General features: G+C 60.1%; 15 protein-coding genes. 5 read left to right on the top strand and 10 right to left on the bottom strand.

The features are described 5' to 3' along the window. Nucleotides 1-64: 64 nt before the first annotated feature. The 3 genes from HWX48_RS02155 to HWX48_RS02145 all read right to left on the bottom strand — a co-directional run bounded on the left by HWX48_RS02155 (nucleotide 65) and on the right by HWX48_RS02145 (nucleotide 4377). Nucleotides 65-1108: a GNAT family N-acetyltransferase gene (locus HWX48_RS02155; protein WP_175954173.1), complete on the bottom strand. Its 1044-nt coding sequence runs from the start codon at nucleotides 1106-1108 to the stop codon at nucleotides 65-67. 98 nt (nucleotides 1109-1206) lie between these two features. Next, nucleotides 1207-2226, bottom strand: a complete 1020-nt coding sequence (locus tag HWX48_RS02150) for a GNAT family N-acetyltransferase (protein ID WP_175954171.1) — start codon at nucleotides 2224-2226, stop codon at nucleotides 1207-1209. A gap of 42 nt (nucleotides 2227-2268) precedes the next feature. Further along, nucleotides 2269-4377: a type IIA DNA topoisomerase subunit B gene (locus HWX48_RS02145; protein ID WP_175954169.1), complete on the bottom strand. Its 2109-nt coding sequence runs from the start codon at nucleotides 4375-4377 to the stop codon at nucleotides 2269-2271. 183 nt (nucleotides 4378-4560) lie between these two features. Between HWX48_RS02145 and HWX48_RS02140 the strand changes: the two genes are divergently transcribed. The 3 genes from HWX48_RS02140 to HWX48_RS02130 all read left to right on the top strand — a co-directional run bounded on the left by HWX48_RS02140 (nucleotide 4561) and on the right by HWX48_RS02130 (nucleotide 5843). Next, on the top strand, nucleotides 4561-4776 hold the full coding sequence (locus HWX48_RS02140; RefSeq protein ID WP_175954369.1) for a hypothetical protein: 216 nt from the start codon (nucleotides 4561-4563) through the stop codon (nucleotides 4774-4776). Nucleotides 4777-4898: 122 nt separating this feature from the next. Beyond that, nucleotides 4899-5348, top strand: a complete 450-nt coding sequence (locus tag HWX48_RS02135; RefSeq protein ID WP_175954167.1) for a YbjN domain-containing protein — start codon at nucleotides 4899-4901, stop codon at nucleotides 5346-5348. Nucleotides 5349-5369: 21 nt separating this feature from the next. Then, the gene (locus HWX48_RS02130) at nucleotides 5370-5843 is read left to right on the top strand and encodes a YbjN domain-containing protein (protein ID WP_175954165.1); all 474 of its coding nucleotides are present in this window, start codon (nucleotides 5370-5372) and stop codon (nucleotides 5841-5843) included. A gap of 423 nt (nucleotides 5844-6266) precedes the next feature. Here HWX48_RS02130 and HWX48_RS02125 read toward each other — a convergent pair whose 3' ends face one another. Together HWX48_RS02125 and HWX48_RS02120 are read right to left on the bottom strand one after the other, a co-directional pair. Next, nucleotides 6267-8036, bottom strand: a complete 1770-nt coding sequence (locus HWX48_RS02125; RefSeq protein WP_175954163.1) for an RNA polymerase sigma factor — start codon at nucleotides 8034-8036, stop codon at nucleotides 6267-6269. A 105-nt stretch (nucleotides 8037-8141) separates the two neighbouring features. Beyond that, a complete protein-coding gene (locus HWX48_RS02120; protein ID WP_175954162.1) occupies nucleotides 8142-8564 on the bottom strand; it encodes a universal stress protein in 423 nt (140 codons plus the stop codon). 108 nt (nucleotides 8565-8672) lie between these two features. Here HWX48_RS02120 and HWX48_RS02115 point away from each other — a divergent pair, with 108 nt between their 5' ends. After that, complete coding sequence (locus tag HWX48_RS02115; protein WP_175954160.1) at nucleotides 8673-9770, top strand: polyprenyl synthetase family protein; 1098 nt, start codon at nucleotides 8673-8675, stop codon at nucleotides 9768-9770. A 111-nt stretch (nucleotides 9771-9881) separates the two neighbouring features. On the opposite strand, the gene HWX48_RS02110 is transcribed toward HWX48_RS02115, so the two are convergent. Next, on the bottom strand, nucleotides 9882-10232 hold the full coding sequence (locus tag HWX48_RS02110; protein ID WP_175954158.1) for an Rv2175c family DNA-binding protein: 351 nt from the start codon (nucleotides 10230-10232) through the stop codon (nucleotides 9882-9884). A 104-nt stretch (nucleotides 10233-10336) separates the two neighbouring features. Between HWX48_RS02110 and pknB the strand changes: the two genes are divergently transcribed. After that, entirely contained in the window at nucleotides 10337-12475 is a 2139-nt protein-coding gene (gene pknB / locus HWX48_RS02105; RefSeq protein ID WP_175954366.1) for a Stk1 family PASTA domain-containing Ser/Thr kinase, read from the top strand. 133 nt (nucleotides 12476-12608) lie between these two features. Here the strand turns inward: pknB and HWX48_RS02100 are convergent, their stop codons facing one another. The 4 genes from HWX48_RS02100 to HWX48_RS02085 all read right to left on the bottom strand — a co-directional run bounded on the left by HWX48_RS02100 (nucleotide 12609) and on the right by HWX48_RS02085 (nucleotide 19114). After that, nucleotides 12609-13973 carry a class II 3-deoxy-7-phosphoheptulonate synthase gene (locus HWX48_RS02100; RefSeq protein ID WP_254872928.1) on the bottom strand — a complete coding sequence of 455 codons (1365 nt, stop codon included), beginning with the start codon at nucleotides 13971-13973 and terminating at the stop codon, nucleotides 12609-12611. Nucleotides 13974-14016: 43 nt separating this feature from the next. Further along, on the bottom strand, nucleotides 14017-15243 hold the full coding sequence (locus HWX48_RS02095; RefSeq protein ID WP_175954156.1) for a pyrophosphate--fructose-6-phosphate 1-phosphotransferase: 1227 nt from the start codon (nucleotides 15241-15243) through the stop codon (nucleotides 14017-14019). Nucleotides 15244-15379: 136 nt separating this feature from the next. Then, a complete protein-coding gene (locus HWX48_RS02090) occupies nucleotides 15380-16210 on the bottom strand; it encodes a 1-acyl-sn-glycerol-3-phosphate acyltransferase (protein WP_175954154.1) in 831 nt (276 codons plus the stop codon). A 126-nt stretch (nucleotides 16211-16336) separates the two neighbouring features. Then, nucleotides 16337-19114 (bottom strand): hypothetical protein, encoded by a 2778-nt coding sequence (locus tag HWX48_RS02085; RefSeq protein WP_175954152.1) that lies wholly within the window; start codon nucleotides 19112-19114, stop codon nucleotides 16337-16339. Nucleotides 19115-19198 lie beyond the last annotated feature (84 nt).

Here is a 19198-nt window from a genome sequence, read left to right as displayed (position 1 = left end):
GCCATGCCCGCGATGCGCCGTCGTGGGCGCCACCACACCTGCCCTGATCGCGGTGGAATGCCCTTTAGATGTCGAGGGCGTAAAGGCGGGTCTGCCCGACGACGCGGAAACCAAGAGACTCATACACGGCGAGAGCACTCGACTGATTCGCTGAACCCAACCCCGTACCCACGCGCTCCATACCGTCACGATTCTGGGCGTGCATGGTTGCGATAATAAGGGCATCGACAACGGCAGCGTGGCGCCAATCAGCCAGCACGCCCATCTGGTCGATGTATCCTTCCTTCCACCCCAGCGCAGCCCAATCCTGCTCGTAGCGGGAGGCCAGGAGGAAGCCGGCGACCTTCGGGCGGTCGCCTCGATAATCCACGGCGACGAAAGACCACTCAGGGACAAAGGCGGTACGGCCCATCAACCACTGCTCTTCCGTAAGTGGACGGCCCCATTCTTGCTCGTTCAAACGATTAGCCGCGCGGCGGGTGGCATCTTCCCACTGCGGGCCCCACTCTTCAATCCTCAGATAGGAGCCAAGATCCGGGGCCGGAGGTAGGTCACTGAGTTCGGCGCGCAGCTCATAGTACGTGCGTGACCAGTGGTAGCCCAGTCGTTTGAGATGGTCTTCGAGTTCTTCATTCCCGGGGTCAACATTGGTCACCACGCAGCCAGCCTGGCCAGCGTAGGGGGTGAGGCTGAGAACATGCCGGGCAGCGTCAGTCTGCCACTGGACGAGGGCGCCGCCCAAACCAATCCTGCGGAAACGCGGATCGACACCGCCCTGGCACAGGCACTCAATGTTGCCCGTCTGACGGACGACCATCTGCATGAAGGCAACCATCTCGCCGCGGGCCATGCCTCGCGAAGCGAAAGCGGCAATACCAAACCAGTCGCTCGCCTCGGAGAGCATCTCCTCAACTTCTTCCCGCGACGTCCGGTACGGGGGATTGTCACGAGCCTCAATGCGAGCAATGAGATTGGACAGGGCATGAAGATCACCGGGGTGGAGCTCACGCCACTGTACGCCTCGATCAGCTAAGGGGAGCTCAACGGAGGGCTGAGGCGGCTCGCGGCCAGCGTCATCATTCATCGCAGGATCATGCGAAAGTGACATGTCGCCCAATGCTGGCTCCTCCTTTCAAATGGTCAGTGCGGAGTCGAAGTTTGGCGAATATATCAGGCCATTATGCGCCAAATGGGGTGCACAAGCTTTTAGTGTTCGATGGCGTAGTAGACCTCGGAACGTTCGTCAACAAAGCCAAAATGCTCGTATATGCCGTGCGCGTTACTCGGCGACGAAATATCCACATCCAAGCCAATACGGCTCATCCCCGATTGCGCCGCCGCAGCAACCGCAGCGCCCAGCAAGGTCCTGACAAGCCCCTTACCACGATGTTCAGGGCTCGTACCGATCAGGGACACATAGGCCTCGGTACGACCCGTCGCAGCCCAGCGATCAACAGGACGTGCGCACACGCAGTAGCCAGCCAAGGTCCCCTCAGGATCAACGATGCCGAAAGACCAGCGGGGCTCACATTCGTCCATGGCCTCCTCCCACCAACGGCCGCGCATCTCAGGCCAGTAGTGGTCGGTAAAGACCGCGTCATGAAGGTTACGTGCTTCCTCGATATTGACGTCGTTCCAGGGCAGCAGGCGGTACCCGTGCTTGGCCGAAGGCGCACTCTCTGAGCCTTCAATCTCGCGGTACATGATCGCGAAGGTTCGTTTGGCGTAGAAACCCGCTGCAATGTAGAGCCTGCGCCGATCCGTCATGTGAGAATCGACGGTGTTCATAATCTGAGCGCGAATGGGGTTATCCGCCCCGAAGTGTTCAACGAGAAGCTGGCGTGCGCGCCCATCCTGCCAGAACAGCAGAGCACGCCCCAGGCCTCGGCCTCGCCAGCGGGGGTGGATAAGAGCGTTGACGACGGCCACGGCCATCTCGTCAACAGAGCGGAGAACTCGCACCGATGCGACTGCGCCAATCGCCCCGTCAACATCCACGCCGACAATAGTGTCGATGAGGTCCGCGCCGTGTTTTCCTTCCATGAGGTCAGCAATCGCCCCCGGAGAAATCCTGTGGATCGCCTCGTCGGCATCTTCAACCACGCGGGCAAGCTCAGCAATTCCCGGCCCATCGGAGGGAATGAGTTGACGCCACCGAAGTCCAAGGTGTGCTCCGGGGTAGGCGACCGAAGCGGGAGGTTGGAGACGCTGCGCAAGTCCAGTCATAGTATCCATTCTAGGTAATGGGCGGCCCTAAGTCCTATTTGCCTAGGCGTCAATGCGATCTCGATCGATCATGGCAGCGCCCTCAACGATAAAGTCACGACGCGGATCCACGACCTTCCCCATCAAGAGCTCAAAGACATCCTCTGCCTGACGGATCGCTTCCTCGTCAGCCAAGGTGATCCTCCGCAAGGAGCGATGCTGGCGGTCCATCGTCGTTTCAGCCAGCTGATCAGCATCCATCTCGCCCAAACCCTTGTAGCGTTGGATCGGCTCCTTCCATGATCGACCAGCCTTCTCCAGGGAGCGTAAGGTGCGATGCAGTTCCTCCTCCGAATAGGTGTACACCAATTCACGAGGCTTACGCCCCCGCGCAGCCACCTCAATACGGTGCAGGGGCGGCACGGCAGCGTAGACGCGGCCAGCCTCCACCAAAGGACGCATATAACGGAAGAAGAGAGTGAGAAGCAGAGTGCGGATATGCGCTCCGTCCACGTCAGCGTCCGTCATGAGAATAACCTTGCCGTAGCGGGCCTGACTCAGGTCAAAAGTGCGCCCCGACCCAGCGCCGATCACCTGGATAATGCTCGCACACTCGGCATTGGCAAGCATGTCAGCGGTGGAAGCCTTTTGCACGTTCAAGATCTTGCCGCGAATGGGGAACAACGCCTGATACTGACTATTCCGAGCAGACTTTGCTGTGCCGAGAGCCGAGTCGCCCTCCACGATGAAAAGCTCACTTTCGCTGACGTCCTCACTACGACAATCAGCCAACTTCGCTGGCAACGATGAGGTCTCGAGGGCATTCTTCCGTCGGGAGATCTCCTTGTGCATGCGCGCAGAGATGCGCGCCTTCATCTCACCGACAACCTTCTCGAGGAGCATCTGCGTCTGCTGCTTGTCATCGCGCTTAGCCGAGGCAAACTTGCCCTCAATCCATTCGGCAATCACCCGCGACACCACCGCACGAACCTGCGGCGTACCCAAGACTTCCTTCGTCTGCCCCTCAAACTGTGGCTCAGGGAAGCGCACCGTAATAACGGCTGTGAGGCCAGCGAGAACATCATCCTTTTCGAGGCGACCATCCTTCGCACCCAACTTCAACTTGCGGGCATTCTTGTCGACCTGGGAACGCAAGACCTTGAGCACAGCCTGCTCAAAGCCCGTCACGTGGGTGCCCCCCTTTGGAGTGGCGATGATATTGACGAAGGACTGCAGATGCGTGTCATAGCCAATCCCCCAGCGGATCGCACAGTCCACCTCGCAGGTGCGATCCACCTCGGTAGCCCTGAGATGCCCGGTGTCAGGGTCAAGCTGCTGGACAGTCTCGGTGTAATTGCCCTGCCCGGTAATGTGCCAGGTATCCGTGACAGGGCCGTCAGAAGCGAGCCAGTCAGCGAAATCCACCACGCCACCATCAAAGCGGAAGGACTCGGAAACGACCTCTTCGCCGCGTTCGTCAGAACAGTTGATGGTCAGGCCCGGCACAAGGAAAGCTGTCTGGCGAGCGCGGGCCAACAGGCCCTCCCAATCAAAGCCCTCCGTCGCAGGGAAAATCTGGAAGTCCGCCCAGAAGCGCACGCGAGTGCCCGTGACATTCTTCTTTACCTTCCCGACCTTCAGCAGCGCAGAAGAATCAACGAAGGGGGTGAACGGTGAGTTTGGTGTGCGTTGGGTCGAGTCATCGAAAGTACCCGGTTCGCCGCGTCGGAAGCACATCTGGTGCGTCACTCCCCCACGGTCCACCTGCACATCCATGCGGGCAGACAGGGCATTAACTACTGAGGCACCCACGCCATGCAGGCCGCCCGAAGCCGCATAGGAGCCGCCACCGAACTTGCCGCCGGCGTGGAGCTTCGTGTACACCACCTCGACGCCAGACAAGCCAACCCCGGGAACCTCGTCAACAGGAACACCGCGCCCATTGTCTGACACCGAGGCAGAATGATCATTGTGGAGGCGAACATCAATGGTGTCGCAGTGTCCCTCCAGGGCCTCATCAACAGCGTTATCGATAATCTCCCACAAGCAGTGCATCAAGCCACGCCGGTCAGTCGAGCCGATGTACATGCCAGGGCGTTTACGCACCGCCTCAAGTCCCTCAAGGACAGACAGGTGCCGAGCGTTGTAATCCGATGATGCTGAAGGAGTCACCCCCACATTCTAGGAATCCCGCCCCGCTTTTGATGTCAGGCACCACCATCAGGGCATAAATACGGCGATTCTCACCATCATCCCGCCTCCTGCCATCCCCACTCACCCCTCAATTCGGCCCCTGGCGAACAACGGTGGACACTACAGGAAAAAACACGCGGGCAATGATGGGATAGAGACATGATGACAACAGCATGGATGGAAGAAACGGAGTCCGCTACTCCGGTGCTGACCGCAGCAGACCGCTGCGATCAATGCGGTGCCCGCGCATGGGTCCGAGTCACGATGAACTCCGGGCAACTCCTTTTCTGCGCTCACCACGCCAACCGCCACATGGAATCGCTGCGCGAATCCGCCGTAGCCATCCTCGACGAGCGCCACCTCCTCGCCGAAGACTAAGCCTCTTCACAGATCGGAGAGGATGCTTTCCCCAGTCACCCTTCCGACTCCGCTGACATTCGATAAACTGAATTGGATGCGCGAAGCTGCGTTGACACCGTACCAACGAGGAAGTGAGATTCATGGGTTTCTTCTCCCGCAATGAGCCTCAGGAGCAATCCGTTCCTGCGATCACTCAAGAGCGTTTGACCCAGCTCTTTGACGAAAAGAAATGGCATTACTTTATCGATAATGAAGGTGACCTTGGAGGAACCTGGGATGAGAACCAGTTCTACTTCCTCCTGCGGGGTAAAGAAACCGAGATCCTCCACATCCAAGGCCGCTGGCACAACACCCTTCCCCTGGACAAGCTCGAGATCGTTCGCGACTTCATCAACCGCTGGCACCGCGACAAGCTCTGGCCCAAGTGCTACCACCGCATCAACGATGACGGCCGTATCTCCGTATTCACTGAGGTCCCCATCGACCACGAATACGGCGCCACCAACGAACAGCTCTACCAGCAGATCTCCTGCGCACTCGGCACCTCAGCCCAGTTCTTCGCAGCACTCGCTGAAGAACTGGACATGTGAGAGAGGATAGGAACACACATCATGGCTTGGTTCTCCCGTCAAGCAGAAACCACACCTGCTGACCCCGTTCTTCCCCTCACCCAAGAACGCATCGTTGAACTCTTCGGCGAAGAAGAATGGCACTACATCATTGACGACGACGGCGACCTTGGCGGCCGCTGGGGCGACGTCATTATCTACTTCATCATCCTCGGCCAACACAAGGAAATGCTCCAGATCGTCGGCCGCATGAGCACCCCCATCGATGAACTCAACCACGACGACGCCATGATCTTCATCGAAGACTGGCACCGCGACCGCTTCTGGCCCAAGGCCTACACCGTCTTTGATGACGAAGGCGCCATGCGCGTCTGCGCCGAAGTCAATATCGACCACGAACCCGGCGTCACCAAGATGCAGCTCCGCCAACACATCCGCTGTGCTGTCGGCACCCAAATGCAGTTCTTCGAAGCACTCCGAGAGCGCTTCGGCATGCCACCCATGGACGAAGACTGATCGGCGGGTTAGAGTCCCTTCCGTTGAAGCGGGCACAGGCGTTCTGCGCTTGTGCCCGCCTCTTCTACATACACGCCGCGGGTCCCCTCCCTCGCCGACGGCTCGACGGATCGCCCTCCCTCGCCATCTGGTCGGCGGGCCGGTGGCGCCTCCGTCGCCCATGAGCCTGGTGCGGGATGGGTGCCCTGAGGTGGGTGGAAGCGAGCTGTTGAGGTGGGCCGCTTGCGGCGCGGTTGGGCATATGAGCCGAAGCGAAGCGCAGGCTCATGGGCACAAGCGGCCCACCTCGGCAGCCCGCCCCCGATAGTAAGCCCCACTTCAGCAGCTTGAATGTAGAAAAACGCTGACATCTCACCGGCTTACAAAACACCTGTGGGCGAGAACCCGGAGGTTCCCGCCCACAGGCAGAGGCCTATCAGAGGATCAGTCAAGGTAATCGCGCAGCACCTGCGAACGCGAAGGGTGACGCAACTTCGACATAGTCTTGGACTCAATCTGGCGAATACGCTCACGAGTCACGCCGTAGACCTTACCAATCTCATCAAGAGTCTTGGGCTGGCCATCACCCAAACCAAAACGCATGGCCACCACGCCGGCTTCACGCTCCGACAGCGTGTCGAGCACGCGATGGAGCTGCTCCTGAAGAAGAGTGAAGGACACTGCATCAGCAGGGACAACTGCCTCGGAGTCCTCAATGAGATCACCAAACTCAGAGTCGCCATCCTCACCCAACGGGGTGTGCAGCGAAATCGGCTCGCGGCCGTACTTTTGGACCTCGACGACCTTCTCTGCGGTCATATCGAGTTCCTTCGCGAGCTCTTCAGGTGTCGGGTCGCGACCCAGGTCCTGCACCATTTGTCGCTGGACGCGCGCAAGCTTATTAATGACTTCGACCATGTGCACGGGGATACGAATCGTGCGAGCTTGGTCGGCCATGGCGCGGGTAATAGCCTGGCGGATCCACCAGGTTGCGTAGGTGGAGAACTTGTAGCCCTTGGTGTAGTCAAACTTCTCCACAGCTCGGATCAGACCAAGGTTGCCTTCTTGAATAAGATCGAGGAATTGCATGCCACGGCCCGTGTAGCGCTTCGCCAAAGAAACAACCAGACGCAGGTTGGCTTCCAGCAGGTGGTTCTTGGCGTTCTGACCGTCCTGAGCGATGAAGTGCAGCTCGCGGCGTTCCTTCGCCGTCAGCGCGTCAGCCTCGTTCTTCAGCTTGTACTCGGCGAAAAGGCCTGCCTCAATACGACGAGCAAGATCAACCTCCTGCTCGGCGTTCAGCAGGGAAACCTTGCCGATCTGCTTCAAGTAGTCCTTCACAGGGTCAGCGGTTGCGCCAGCAACCGTCACCTGCTGGACAGGCTCATCAGTGTCATCCGAGTCAGATACGACAAAGGAACCCTTGACCTGAATGCCTTCGGAGGTGCGCTCACGCAGGGCGTTTGCTGAAGAGCTTGCCTCTTCAGTTTCCTCTTCCGCGTCGGCCTCTTCATCGTCCTCGTCAACGTCAACGTCGTCAGCATCCTCGATGACGATATCTTCGTCGTCGATTTCAACGTCGTCGGGCATGTCCTCGTCATGAGAGCCTTCGTCTGAAACGCCGGAGGCATCCTCGTCAACCTCAGCGGGAGAATCCTGCTGCTTCTTCTCCGCATCCTCAGCGTCAGCTTTTGCCGTCTTCTTCTTGGCAGTGGCCTTCTTTGCTGTGGTCTTCTTTGCGGTCTTCTTCGCAGGCGCCTTTGCACCGGAGTCCTCAGAGTCGCTCACGTCAGCAGCGGCCTCGGTTTCCTTCACGGCCTTCGTGCGACGCTTTGCGGGTGCCTTCTTTGCGACCGGTGCGGCCTCAACAGCCTCCTCGGTCACCTCAAGGGCGGCCTCGTCGGCCTTCTTCGCGGCAGAGCTGCTCTTCGTGGTTGCCTTCTTGGTGGCTCGCGCCGCTGTGCTTGTCTTCTTGGGGGCGGCCGTTGCTTCCTCCTCCTTCTTCGCGGAGGTACGACGCTTGGCAGGAGCTTTCGTGGCCGACTTCTTGGAGTCAGTTGCTGCCTCGTCGGTGGCCTTTGTTGCCGATGCCTTCTTCGCGGCCGTCGTTGTCACAGCGCTCTTCCTTACCGGTGCTTTCTTTGCCGAAGCTGCCTTTGCGTCGTCCCCAGATTCGGTGGAAGTCGTGTCTTTTGCGGCCCGAGATGCACTCACAGGTAGCCCTTTCTCACGCTAGGAAAAACACGATCCGCAATGCGGCAGTGTTGACAGAACTTGGACAAGTATAGTCTGTAAAAGAGTCAATGCCGACTCGAATGCTCACTTCTCACGCCGCAAATGCGTGGTAGTCGTCACCACCGGGCACGGAGCATCAAGAAGAATCTGAGCTGCGGTAGGACCAATATGCGTCCCCGCTGAACCACCCGGACGCAACCCCAGAACAATGACCTGCGCGCAGCACTGCACTGCTGCCTGCAACACCGTGTCTGCCATCGACACTCCCGAGGTCGGACGACGCACATCAACGCTCATCGTCACCCCACCAAGCGCATCCCACAGCCGGTCTTCGACCTCATCCCTACTCTGAGCCTGGTCATTCTCGCCCAGATCCCCGAGGGAGCGTTGCGCACCCGAGTCCACCACAACCACAAGAGAAGTGTTCCTCGCGCTAGCCTGCGCGATGGCCTCGCTGAGGGCCACATCCGACTCGACATTGCCGTAATAGCTCACAACAACTGACATAGTGCCCTCTCCTCGCCGCTGCTCAGACTCCATTCTAAAGGGGTTTATTCGCAAAGCCCCGCCGAAGATCCAACCGATGAGACTCACACGTCAACTACCCTTAGAGTCATGAGTTCTTTAGATTCCACTCTGCCGACTCTGCGCTCCACCATTGACCAGGCGACCCGCGCTGCAGTGGACCGCAGCTGTGCGCCGACATCCGAGAACATCCTCCTGGCCCCCTTCACCCAAGCCGCCTACCAGGCAACCGCCTCAGGTAAGCGTTTCCGCGCAATCTGCGCCTACATCGGTGCCGCAGTGGCAAGCGGATCAGCGCTGGGTCACATTCAGTTTGAGGATCTCGCTGCGGCAGTGGAGCTCTACCAGGCCAGCGCCCTCGTCCACGACGACGTTATCGACCATGCTGACACCCGCAGAGGCGCTCCCACCCCACACCTGAACTTTGCGCAGATGCACCGCCAAAATGGCTGGCTCGGTGACGACGAGGACTTCGGTGAAGCATCAGCAATCCTTCTCGGAGACCTGCTGTTCTCCGCCGCTGAAGCAGCGATGGTTCGTTTCGTCTCTACCCTTCCTTCACCTCGCGCCTCAGTGGTGATGGACCGCTACACACTCATGCACACCGAGGTCGCAATCGGACAATACCTTGACGTCCTCGCCGAACAACGCCCCATTCATGCCGACGCTGATGATGCCTTCTCTCTGCCGGAGATCCTTGAGGTAGTGCGTCTCAAGTCTGCGCGTTACTCCGTCGTCCACCCAGTGGCCCTGGGTGCGCTCGCTGTTGGCGCTGGCCTTGATCTCATTGCTGGCCTTGAAGCGACCCTGATGCCGTGGGGCACGGCATTCCAGCTCCGCGACGACGACCTGGGACTATTTGGGGATCCGCAGGTGACGGGTAAACCGGCCGGCGATGATCTCCTCGAAGGGAAGCGCACCGCATTGATGGCAATCACCTGGGCCAATAGTTCCCCCACGGAACGGCACGTCCTTGCCGATGCCTTCAACTCTGACCGTCAGCGTCGAGTGGAGATGGTCGACTCAGTACGCGAGATTGTCAGCGCACGTGGGCGTGAGGACCATGAGCTCTTCATTGAGCAGCTCGTCCACGAGGGCGCAGCCGCAGTTCCCACTGCCGACCTCACGCCTGATTCCGTCGCCCTACTCCACTCCCTCGGAGATCTCCTCACCCGCCGCCACGCATAAGCGCAGTGGGCAGCCCCTGACGCAGATGAACTCCCCAGAGAGGCTCCCGGTGACACAGCATCAGCCTGTCACAGGAATTGACCTCTCCAGGGAGTTCCCCGTGACGATCCTTCAGAGCGCGAGCATGCGCGCAATATTATTGACGCGGTGGTGTCGCCCCTGAAGCAGGGCTTCCATCGGCGTTTGCTCCAATTCACCTTCGTAGGCGTACATCCACGCAGCCGTCTCTTCAGCGGTGAAGCCGCAGTCTGCCAGGACGGTGAGCGTTCCCTGAAGGTTTTCCAGGGGAATCCAACGCCCGTCAATATTGACGATAGTCTCGGCAGGAATCGCGGGCTTTCCTTCATCCGAGGTCACCACAAAGAGCTGATGCTCCCGGAGCAGTTGCTTGATGCGGTGAGGAGGAATCCCCAGTAATTCTGCGGCCTGAACGAAGCTCAAAAGTCGTGGTGTTTCACTCATAGATCCAAGCCTAGAGGCTCAGATGAAGGTTCGGCGCATCACCACGCCGCCACCATTGTGGGCTTGTCCTTACCGAGTCAAGTAAAATCCACTGCGTGAGTGACATGCCCCCTCGTAGCTCTTCAGGCGCCCCCTTATCGGAGGACGCCCCGGTGAGTGGCGCCCCCGACTCAACGCCCTCAACAGCTACACCCGCTGACGCTCTGCTTGGTCGTGTCGTTGACGACCGCTACCAGATCACCCACCGCCTCGCTCGAGGCGGTATGGCGTCGGTCTACATCGCGCAGGACATGCGTCTTGACCGCCCCATCGCCATGAAGGTCATGCACCAGCATCTGGCTGAAGACCCCCAATTCCTTCAGCGTTTCAGCCGTGAGGCTCGGTCGGCAGCGCGGATCGCCCACCCAGGTGTCGTGCCCGTCTCCGATCAGGGCAGCATCGGCAACCGTCCCTACCTTGTCATGGAACTCGTTGAAGGACCCACCATTCGTGACCTCCTGCGCCGCGAGGGCTCCTTCACCCTCTCACAGTCACTGACCTACTGTGACAACATCCTTCAGGCTCTGCGTGCCGCCCACCGTATTGGCGTGATCCACCGCGACATCAAGCCGGAAAACGTTCTCGTCCCTCCCGATGGTCCCGCTCGAGTCACTGACTTTGGCCTTGCTCGCGCCGTCTCTGAGGCCACCATGTCCGTCACGGGCAATATGCTCGGCACTGTCACCTATATGGCTCCTGAAGTGGCAACCAGTGGCGCCACAGATGAGCGCACCGACCTGTATTCCGTTGGCATCATGCTCTACGAGATGCTCACCGGCGCGGTGCCCTGGCATGGTGATAACGCGCTACATATTGCCTATTCTCACGTCCACGATGACGTGCCAGCGCCCTCTGACCAGGAGCCGTGGATTCCCCGCGAGATTGACGATTTCGTCGCTGCGCTGTGCGCTCGCAACCCCCAGGAACGTCTCTCCTCGGCAGATGATGCTCTCGACATGCTTGCCCGCGTCAACGCCTCCATTCCTTCCGAACTGTTTGCTCAACGCGCCTCAGTCGCGGCAACCGCCCAAGGCCCAGAGCACGGTGACCAGACTCAGCTCCTCGCCCTGCCCGTACAAACGGCCATTCTTCCCGCCGTTGCCGCCCCCTCCTCACCAGCGACGCAGGCGGCCGCCGTGAAGAACCCCCACACCGCTGCCGCCAGCGCACCGGCATCCTCCGACACGGATCGCACGCCCAAGGACGCACCTCGCGCACACTCCTCAGCGTCGGGCTCTCCCTCCTCGACAGATTCTCAGGGTTCACGCGCCGTAGCTACGACAGCGCATGGTGCCGTCACAGCGACTACACAGAAACGCCGCACCGGCCTTATCGCCATTGTTGCGCTCATCGTCACCCTCCTGGGTGCTGGCGGCGGCTGGTGGTGGTGGAGCGAACACGGCCCTGGATCCTACATTCCGCTGCCTATTACCGATGGTCGCGCAGCCTCCGATGTACGCGCCGACCTGGAGGCCCTTGGGCTGAAGGTCACCGAAGAACAGGCCTTCTCCGACGAGGTCGTTCCCGGCGTGGTCATCTCCTCCCTCCCCGCCTCGGCCTCATCCACGCACAAGTACTCCACGGTAACCCTCGTCGTTTCAAAGGGCCCTGACCTGCGTCTTGTGCCCCATGTCGTCAACACACCCATCACCGAGGCGGTGCTCGCCCTTGAAAGAGTCGGCTTGAAGGTTGGCGAACAAAAGGAAGATTGGTCAGAGGACGTTCCCGCACAATCCGTCATCTCCCAGTCCGAGCCCGCCGACTCGAAACTGAAGGTCGGTTCCTCGGTGGACCTCGTCATCTCTAAGGGCCGCGAACCGCGCAATGTACCGGCGCTGGCAAATATGACAACCGAGGAAGCAAAGACCGCCCTCGACGAGCTCGCCCTCACCATCGAGGTGCGTGAGGCGCACTCAGATTCGGTGGAGAAGGGCCGAGTGATCTCCCAAGAACCAGCCCCTGACACCCAGCTCTACCGGGGAGACAAGGTCAGCGTCACGATCTCTTTAGGTCCAGAGATGGTGGACATCCCCAATGTCTTTGGCCGGAGCGAATCGGATGCCATCCAGATCCTCAAGGATGCGGGATTCGAGGTCGAGGTGAGGTATCACCTCGCTGGCCTCCTCCGCACCGCTCATAGCACTGACCCGGCGGCAGGCACCTCGGTTCCTAAGGGATCAAAGATCGTTCTCAATGTGATCTGAGGCCCTCACCCGCTGCAGCCTTCACCCGCTCCACGCGACATGCCTGTCAACGCCAGCGGGGTGCGAGCCGATCGATGACCAGCTCCCACCCCACTATTGACCTCTGCATCTTCACCCCTGGCGAGAGATATCCTCAGCGCAAAAGCTCAGCAACCTGGAAAGCCATCTCCAAGGACTGCTGGTGGTTCAAACGCGGGTCCACCACCGTCTCGTAGCGTTGACGCAAAGAGTCATCGTCTAGCTCCTCAGCTCCACCGATCACCTCGGTCACGTCATCACCGGTGAGTTCGACGTGGATACCGCCGGGCACTGTGCCCACCGAGTAGTGGGCGTCAAAGAAGCCCCGCACCTCATCCATAATCGTCTCAAAGCGGCGCGTCTTATAGCCCGTTGACGAGGTAATCGTATTGCCATGCATGGGGTCAGTCGTCCATGTCACCGGACGACCATCAGCCTTGGCAGCTTCGAGCAGGGGCGGCAGGGCTTCACGAATCTTGTCAGCACCCATTCGCGTAATAAAGGTCAGACGGCCCTCCTCACCCTGAGGGTTCAAGCGGTCCATCAAGGACAGCATGTCCTCCACGGTGGTCGTGGGGCCAAGTTTGACGCCCACGGGATTACGGACGCTCGACAGCAACTCGATGTGAGCGCCATCAAGGTTACGCGTGCGCTCCCCCACCCACAGGAAATGGCCCGAGGTGTTGTAGGCCTGCCCAGAACGCGAGTCGATGCGGGTCATGGCTGACTCATACTCAAGGAGTAAAGCCTCGTGTGAGGAATACAGGTCCACCGAACGCAGGGAATCAAAGTCCGCTCCCGCGGCCTCCATGAACTTCACAGCGCGGTGGATTTCTGCAGCCAAGGACTCATAGCGCGCATAGGAAGGGTTCGATGTGAAACCGCGATTCCAGTGGTGTACCAGGCGCAGATCCGCATAGCCACCCTTGGTGAAGGCGCGGATGAGGTTTAGGGTCGAGGCCGCGTGATGGTAGGTGTCCACAAGGCGCTGAGGGTCAGGGATACGCGCTTGCTCGGTAAACTCCACCGAGTTCACCGCATCGCCCCGGTAGGAGGGCAGGGTCACGCCGTCTCGGGTTTCCATATCGGCTGAGCGCGGCTTGGCGTACTGACCAGCGATGCGGCCGATCTTCACCACGGGCATGGAAGCACCGTAGGTGAGGACGACCGCCATCTGCAGCAGGGTTTGAATCTTGCGGCGCAGGTGGTCGGCGGTGGCCTCGCGGAAGGTTTCCGCGCAGTCCCCACCGGTGAGGACGAAGGCCTCTCCCCTCCCTGCGGCGGCGAGCTCGGCGCGCAGGTCGTCTACCTCGCCAGCGAAAACGAGGGGCGGCTGCCTGCGCAGCATCGCCGTCACGTCCTTGACAGCCGCCTCATCAGGGTAATTGGGCTGTTGGAGGGCTTCAAAGGCGCGCCAGGTATCCCAGGGAGCCGGACCGCCTTCAATAGTTTCATAACTTTCAGGCGCCGAAGGGCGCAGGGGGCCCCCAAAGGCCCCACTGCGCCCTTCACGCCACGGCAAATCAGTGCGCACTTGCCTCAGCCGGTGCAACACTCTGGCCGATTTCGCCCATGAGGTCGACGAACCACTGCTGGGTGATGTCGAAGGGCTTGCCACCGGCAATACGGGGGAAGGGAATAGCGCAGAGACGGTCGCCATTTTCCTCGTCGTGTCCGATAACGCCCGCTTCGCCGCGCAGAGCGCACTCAACAGCGAGGTCAGTCATCGACTTAATGAGGCGCAGATCGTCAGCGTTGGCGCGAGAGGAGCGGGAGAAGTAGCCCGACTTTTGGACCATGACCTTCTCAGCGCCAATCTTGGCGGCGAACTGCTTGGCGAACCACTGGCCGGGGTTGATGGTGTCAAGTTTGACGTGTCCGAAGGGGTCACGCTGCACTTCGATGCCAGCGGCTTCCATCTCAGCGATGATTTCAGGAACGCCAGCGCCCTCGGAGAGGAAAATGTTGACGTTACCGAGCTCATCCATCACAGCGCGCAGGCGCGCAGCTTCAGCGTCAATGTCGAGGGCCATCTCGGGCAGGAACACGGCGTGAACGTCCCAGCGTTCCTTCGACAGGCCGATGGAGGGCACCCATTCCTGAGTGTCGAGCCACTTGTGGTACTCAAGGGCGCCTGCAGCGGTCAGCCAGCCGCAGTGTCGGCCCATGATCTCGTGAACGATGAGCATACGGGGGTTGGAGCGGTGCTCACCAATGATGTTCTGGGAGTACTCGGAGACCTCTTCAGCGGCGGTCCAGGCACCCAGGGACTGGCGGGTCGGTACAACGTCATTGTCAATGGTCTTGGGCAGGCCAACCACGGTCAGGGGGTAGTTATGCTCTTCAAGGTAGGCAGCCAGGTCAGCTGCGGTGGTGTTGGTATCGTCGCCACCGATGGTGTGCAGGACGTCAACACCGTCCTTGCGAAGCTGCTCGGCAGCCTTCTCGAGGGGGTTTTCGCCTTCTTCGACGAGGCCGCGCTCCACGAGGTTCTTCGCGTTGGTGAGCTTGACGCGGGAGTTGCCGATGGGCGAACCGCCGAAGCGGTGGAGAATATGAGCATGCTTACGGGCTTCTTCGTCAATGAGGACGTAGTTACCGGTGAGCAGGCCGTGGTAGCCGTGCTGGTAGGCAATGATTTCGATGGAGGGGTCAATCTCGTTGTAGCGTTCGATAAGACCGCCAACAGCAGAGGACAGACAGGGAGCGAAACCACCAGCGGTGAGCAGGGCAACGCGACGGACCGACATGGTCACACACCTTTCAGTGAAGTCATAGCGGACGCGGGCGCATCCGCTCACGAGCGTTTCTAGTTTACCCTTCACCGAGACCTCCTGGGTGGACCCTTGTCCCGTGCGTGAAAGGCGCTGCGATATGCGGAGGGGATCAGCCTTCTGAGGTGGGCTTCTCGCTCTCACCCATCTCAGTATCCTCAGAGGGGTTGTCCGTCTCCGGTGGAACGAGGCGCCCGCCGGGCCCTGTTTGCGGAGCGTCGCTCGCCTGCGCGCTATTGGGGACAGGACCGTCGAACTCACCGCTGGCAGCCAATTCAGCCTTCACGTCAGCCGCGTAGCGATCCACGTATTCCTGCCCCGACAGGAGCATGAGGTTGTACATGATCTCATCGGTAATGGCACGCAAGACATAACGGTCATGAGCCATACCCTTGTAGCGGCTAAAATCCAAAGGCTTACCGATAATCATGCCGATATCGGTGCGGCTGGGGATCTTTTGGCCGATAGGCTGTGCGTCATGCATACCGATCATGGCCACGGGAATCACAGGAGCACCCGAGAGGAGCGCCAGGCGGGCAACACCGGTCTTGCCACGGTGCAGGCGACCGTCAGGGCTACGGGTACCCTCGGGGTAGATACCGAAGAGTTCTCCCTGAGCGAGACGGTCCAAACCTGCCTTGAGGGCGGCCTCCGACGCGCGACCGCCGGCGCGGTCGACAGGGATCGTTCCAACTGCGCTCATGAAGGTCTTGGTTGCCCAGCCTTTCACGCCGGTGCCGGTGAAGTAGTCGGCTTTACCCATGAAGACGACCTCTCGGTCGAGCATGAGGGGAAGAAAGACAGAATCCCACACCGCGTTATGGTTGGAAGCCAAGATTGCTGGCCCTTCCGCAGGGATATTCTCAGCGCCTTCGATCCAGGGCTTGTACATGCCCTTGACCAAAGGTCCTGCTCCCAGCTTCAACGCACGGTAGAACCCCATGAATTCTCCTTAATGAGAAAATGTAACTGCCCTTCCCCACTTTAGAACTCTCACGAGCACTGTGCTCGCCAGCGCACAAACGTGGGACGAAAGTGTCGAAGTGTTCATCTCACTTCCAGGCCCAGATTAGTGGTCGGATTCGGCCGATTCTAGCTCTCGCATCAGCTGACGAGCGAGATTCCTCGCTGAAGAGCCCGCATACTGCGGCGCATCCACCAAGGAAAGTGCCTCGGTGAGTTCCTCCCTCGCGCGAGTAAAATCCCCATAACTCAGACACACCCTGGCGATGAGGGCGTGCTGCAAGGCTTGATTCTCCACATCGCCGCAGGCGGTGAAGGCACTCAGCGCAGCCGAGAAATAATCAATAGCCACAGTATGACGGTACGCATTGGCCATCATCTGCCCCATGTCACTGAGCCAATCCGCTTCTCGCCAGGCAGGGTCGCGAGGCAAGAACTCCTCATAGGCAGGGGTTGTCACCAGAGTGCGCATCTCCTCCATCAGCGCCTCCATCGCCGCCACATCCCCCTCGGGGACATTGCCCGGCTGCCATACGATAGCTCGCGAGCACTGGTAGAGGGAACGGATCAGCTGGTGAAGATGAGGAGCAAACGCACCATCACGGTCCTCCTTCACCTCCCCTGTCGCATCTGCCTCGCCGCTACCTTCGTGTGCGTGGGCAGCCAGCCACTGCTTCTTTCCGTCCTCGAAAGCGGAGCGCGCCAATGCGACGGCCTCGCGGTGGGCCACAATCGCGCGTGCGTACTCGTGGGCATCACGGAAACCCTCGCCAGCCTGCTCAAAAGCGGCAATGGTGGACTCAACGCTCTCCCCCGCTCGGCGCAAAATCACCGCCGAAGCAAGGTGATGTTCAGCAGCCGCAGCGGAATGATTCAAACGAGAGTGCGCCTCCGCACTGTGATAGTTCAAAGCGACAGTCGGCCCATACACCTGCGGATAGTGCTCCATAATATCCAGTGCATTTTGAGCAACCTCGGCGGCCTCCACGTACTTCCGAGCCTTCGTCAGGGTCTGGGTCAGCGCCATGGACGCCATCGCCTGCTCCACACGCAGCCCCAGCAACGCCGCAAGGTTAACTGCCTCCCGCAGGGTATCAATGGCTTCAAGAACATAACCAGCCTTCACTGCCGAGATTGACAGGAGCCCAAGCGCATAGAGGCGAACGCCCAAGGGTTCAACACCTGGGGTGCGCATGGCCGTGTCAGCCGTTTGCGCCGCCTCCATGAACCGTTTCTCCTCCAGATGCTTATCCGCCTGGTCGAGCAGGCGGTACGCCTCGTCGCTCGTCTCGGAGGCCTCGTGAGGGATCTCCGCATTGAGAGAGGAGATGGCCTCCGCCTCGGTGACAACCCATCGGAGGGTCTCGCGCTCAGCGTCGGTGAGTTCAGGCAGATTATCCTCGGCGTAGACGCTTGGATCGCTCCAGGCCAACTCTCTCGCGCGGTAAAACTCGATGGTTGGCACGTGGCGGCCGTAGGAGGTACAGGCGCCAATGAGTTCAGCAAAGCTCATGGAGCGCCACGCACCATCCAGGGGCAGTGGCACGAGGGGCGGTTCCTCCTCCGTTGAGGCCCCACCCTGGGAGTTCTCAACACCGCCCTCCTCGGGGCACGTAGTCCCCGACGAGGTGGAAACCTGCGCCACCCGCTCACCCAAAGGCACAGAGGCGGTGGTGAAGGTCGACATCGGCGTAAACTCACCCAAACCGGTCGCATCCGTCATCACCCCCTCATCAGGCAGCGCGGGGACGGCCTCGGGATGTAACGAGGCCTCCACACGCATGCGGGCAATGCCTGGCGCGGGGTGGCCCGGGCGGGCATCGAATTGCGAGGCAAGGGCGAAGGCCAGATCACGCATCCACTCCTTGGCCTCGGCAATCGTCGGATTGGCCAGGGTGGGCCGATCAACCCACTGCAATTCCTCACCGGGGAGGGTAACGGGCAAGACGCGCTCGGCCTCGTCAGCGGGGAAAGAATCCAGTACGACATAAGCGTTGGCTGCGGCATCCATAAGGACCCGCGGAGTTTCTGCCTGCTTCCACCAGGGCATGTGGCGGATAAGGATGGTCAGTGCGCGTTCGAGACGCTGAGGGCGACCAGCCCGACCCGAGAGGCCAAGGTAGCGCAGATGAGGATTGAGATCCTCAAAGTACATCGCTCCCTGCTGATAGCGCCGGTATGCCCTCACATGAGCAGCCCACGCCTCGCCATCACGACCGACCCGAAGCCAAGGTTCCATCAATTCGGTCAGCAGCGCTTCAGGTTGGGAGGCGCAGTACTCGCCCTCAGCACTCAGGGCACGATCTCCCGCAGCGACGGCCAAGTCCCACTCCCCGCGTCGGGAGTGGTAGAGAATCTCATAGCCTGGATCGCATCGGTCGCAGTCAGAAAGATCAGAGTTCTCAGCACTCATCCATGCCCTGTAGGACTCTTCTGCCGCTGCCGTGTCACCCAGATCGTAATGGTAGTGGTAGTTGCGAATGTGGTAGGCCCGCATAGGATCGCCCAGTTTCAGGTAATACTGACGCATCTCGTCAAGCACCGCTTCGCATTGGGGGACAGAGATCGTCGGCACATTGCGCAGGGCGCTTGTCATGTACTTGTAGTACCAGCCCAGACTATTGATCTGTTCTTGAGAGAAGAGTTCCGGGCGAGTCTTGTACATACGGTCCAACCACATGAAGGGGGCAATGACGCGCGTGAGTTCCCCACCCATCATGTAGGCCGCACAGAGCTCGCCGTAGCAGGTCACCGCCGATTCGAGGTCACCGCGTTCCTCAGCGAGGGCGGCAGCCTGAGCCCAGAGTGAGGAGCAGGTCGGGCCCCAGGGCGTCGCTTCAGCACGCTGCATGAGGTCCTTGAGGTCATCAATACCGTCGAACATGGGGAGTCCTTTGCTGAAAACGAAAAGAGGATGGAAATGGCGTGCTGTCAATGCAGCGGGAGTAAGGGGGTTGCCTTTGACAGC

Source organism: Schaalia sp. Marseille-Q2122, from assembly GCF_903645355.1.
Lineage (GTDB): Bacteria > Actinomycetota > Actinomycetes > Actinomycetales > Actinomycetaceae > Pauljensenia.
Note: the sequence above shows the minus strand (reverse complement) of the source record. Positions and strands in the feature narration are given on the sequence as shown.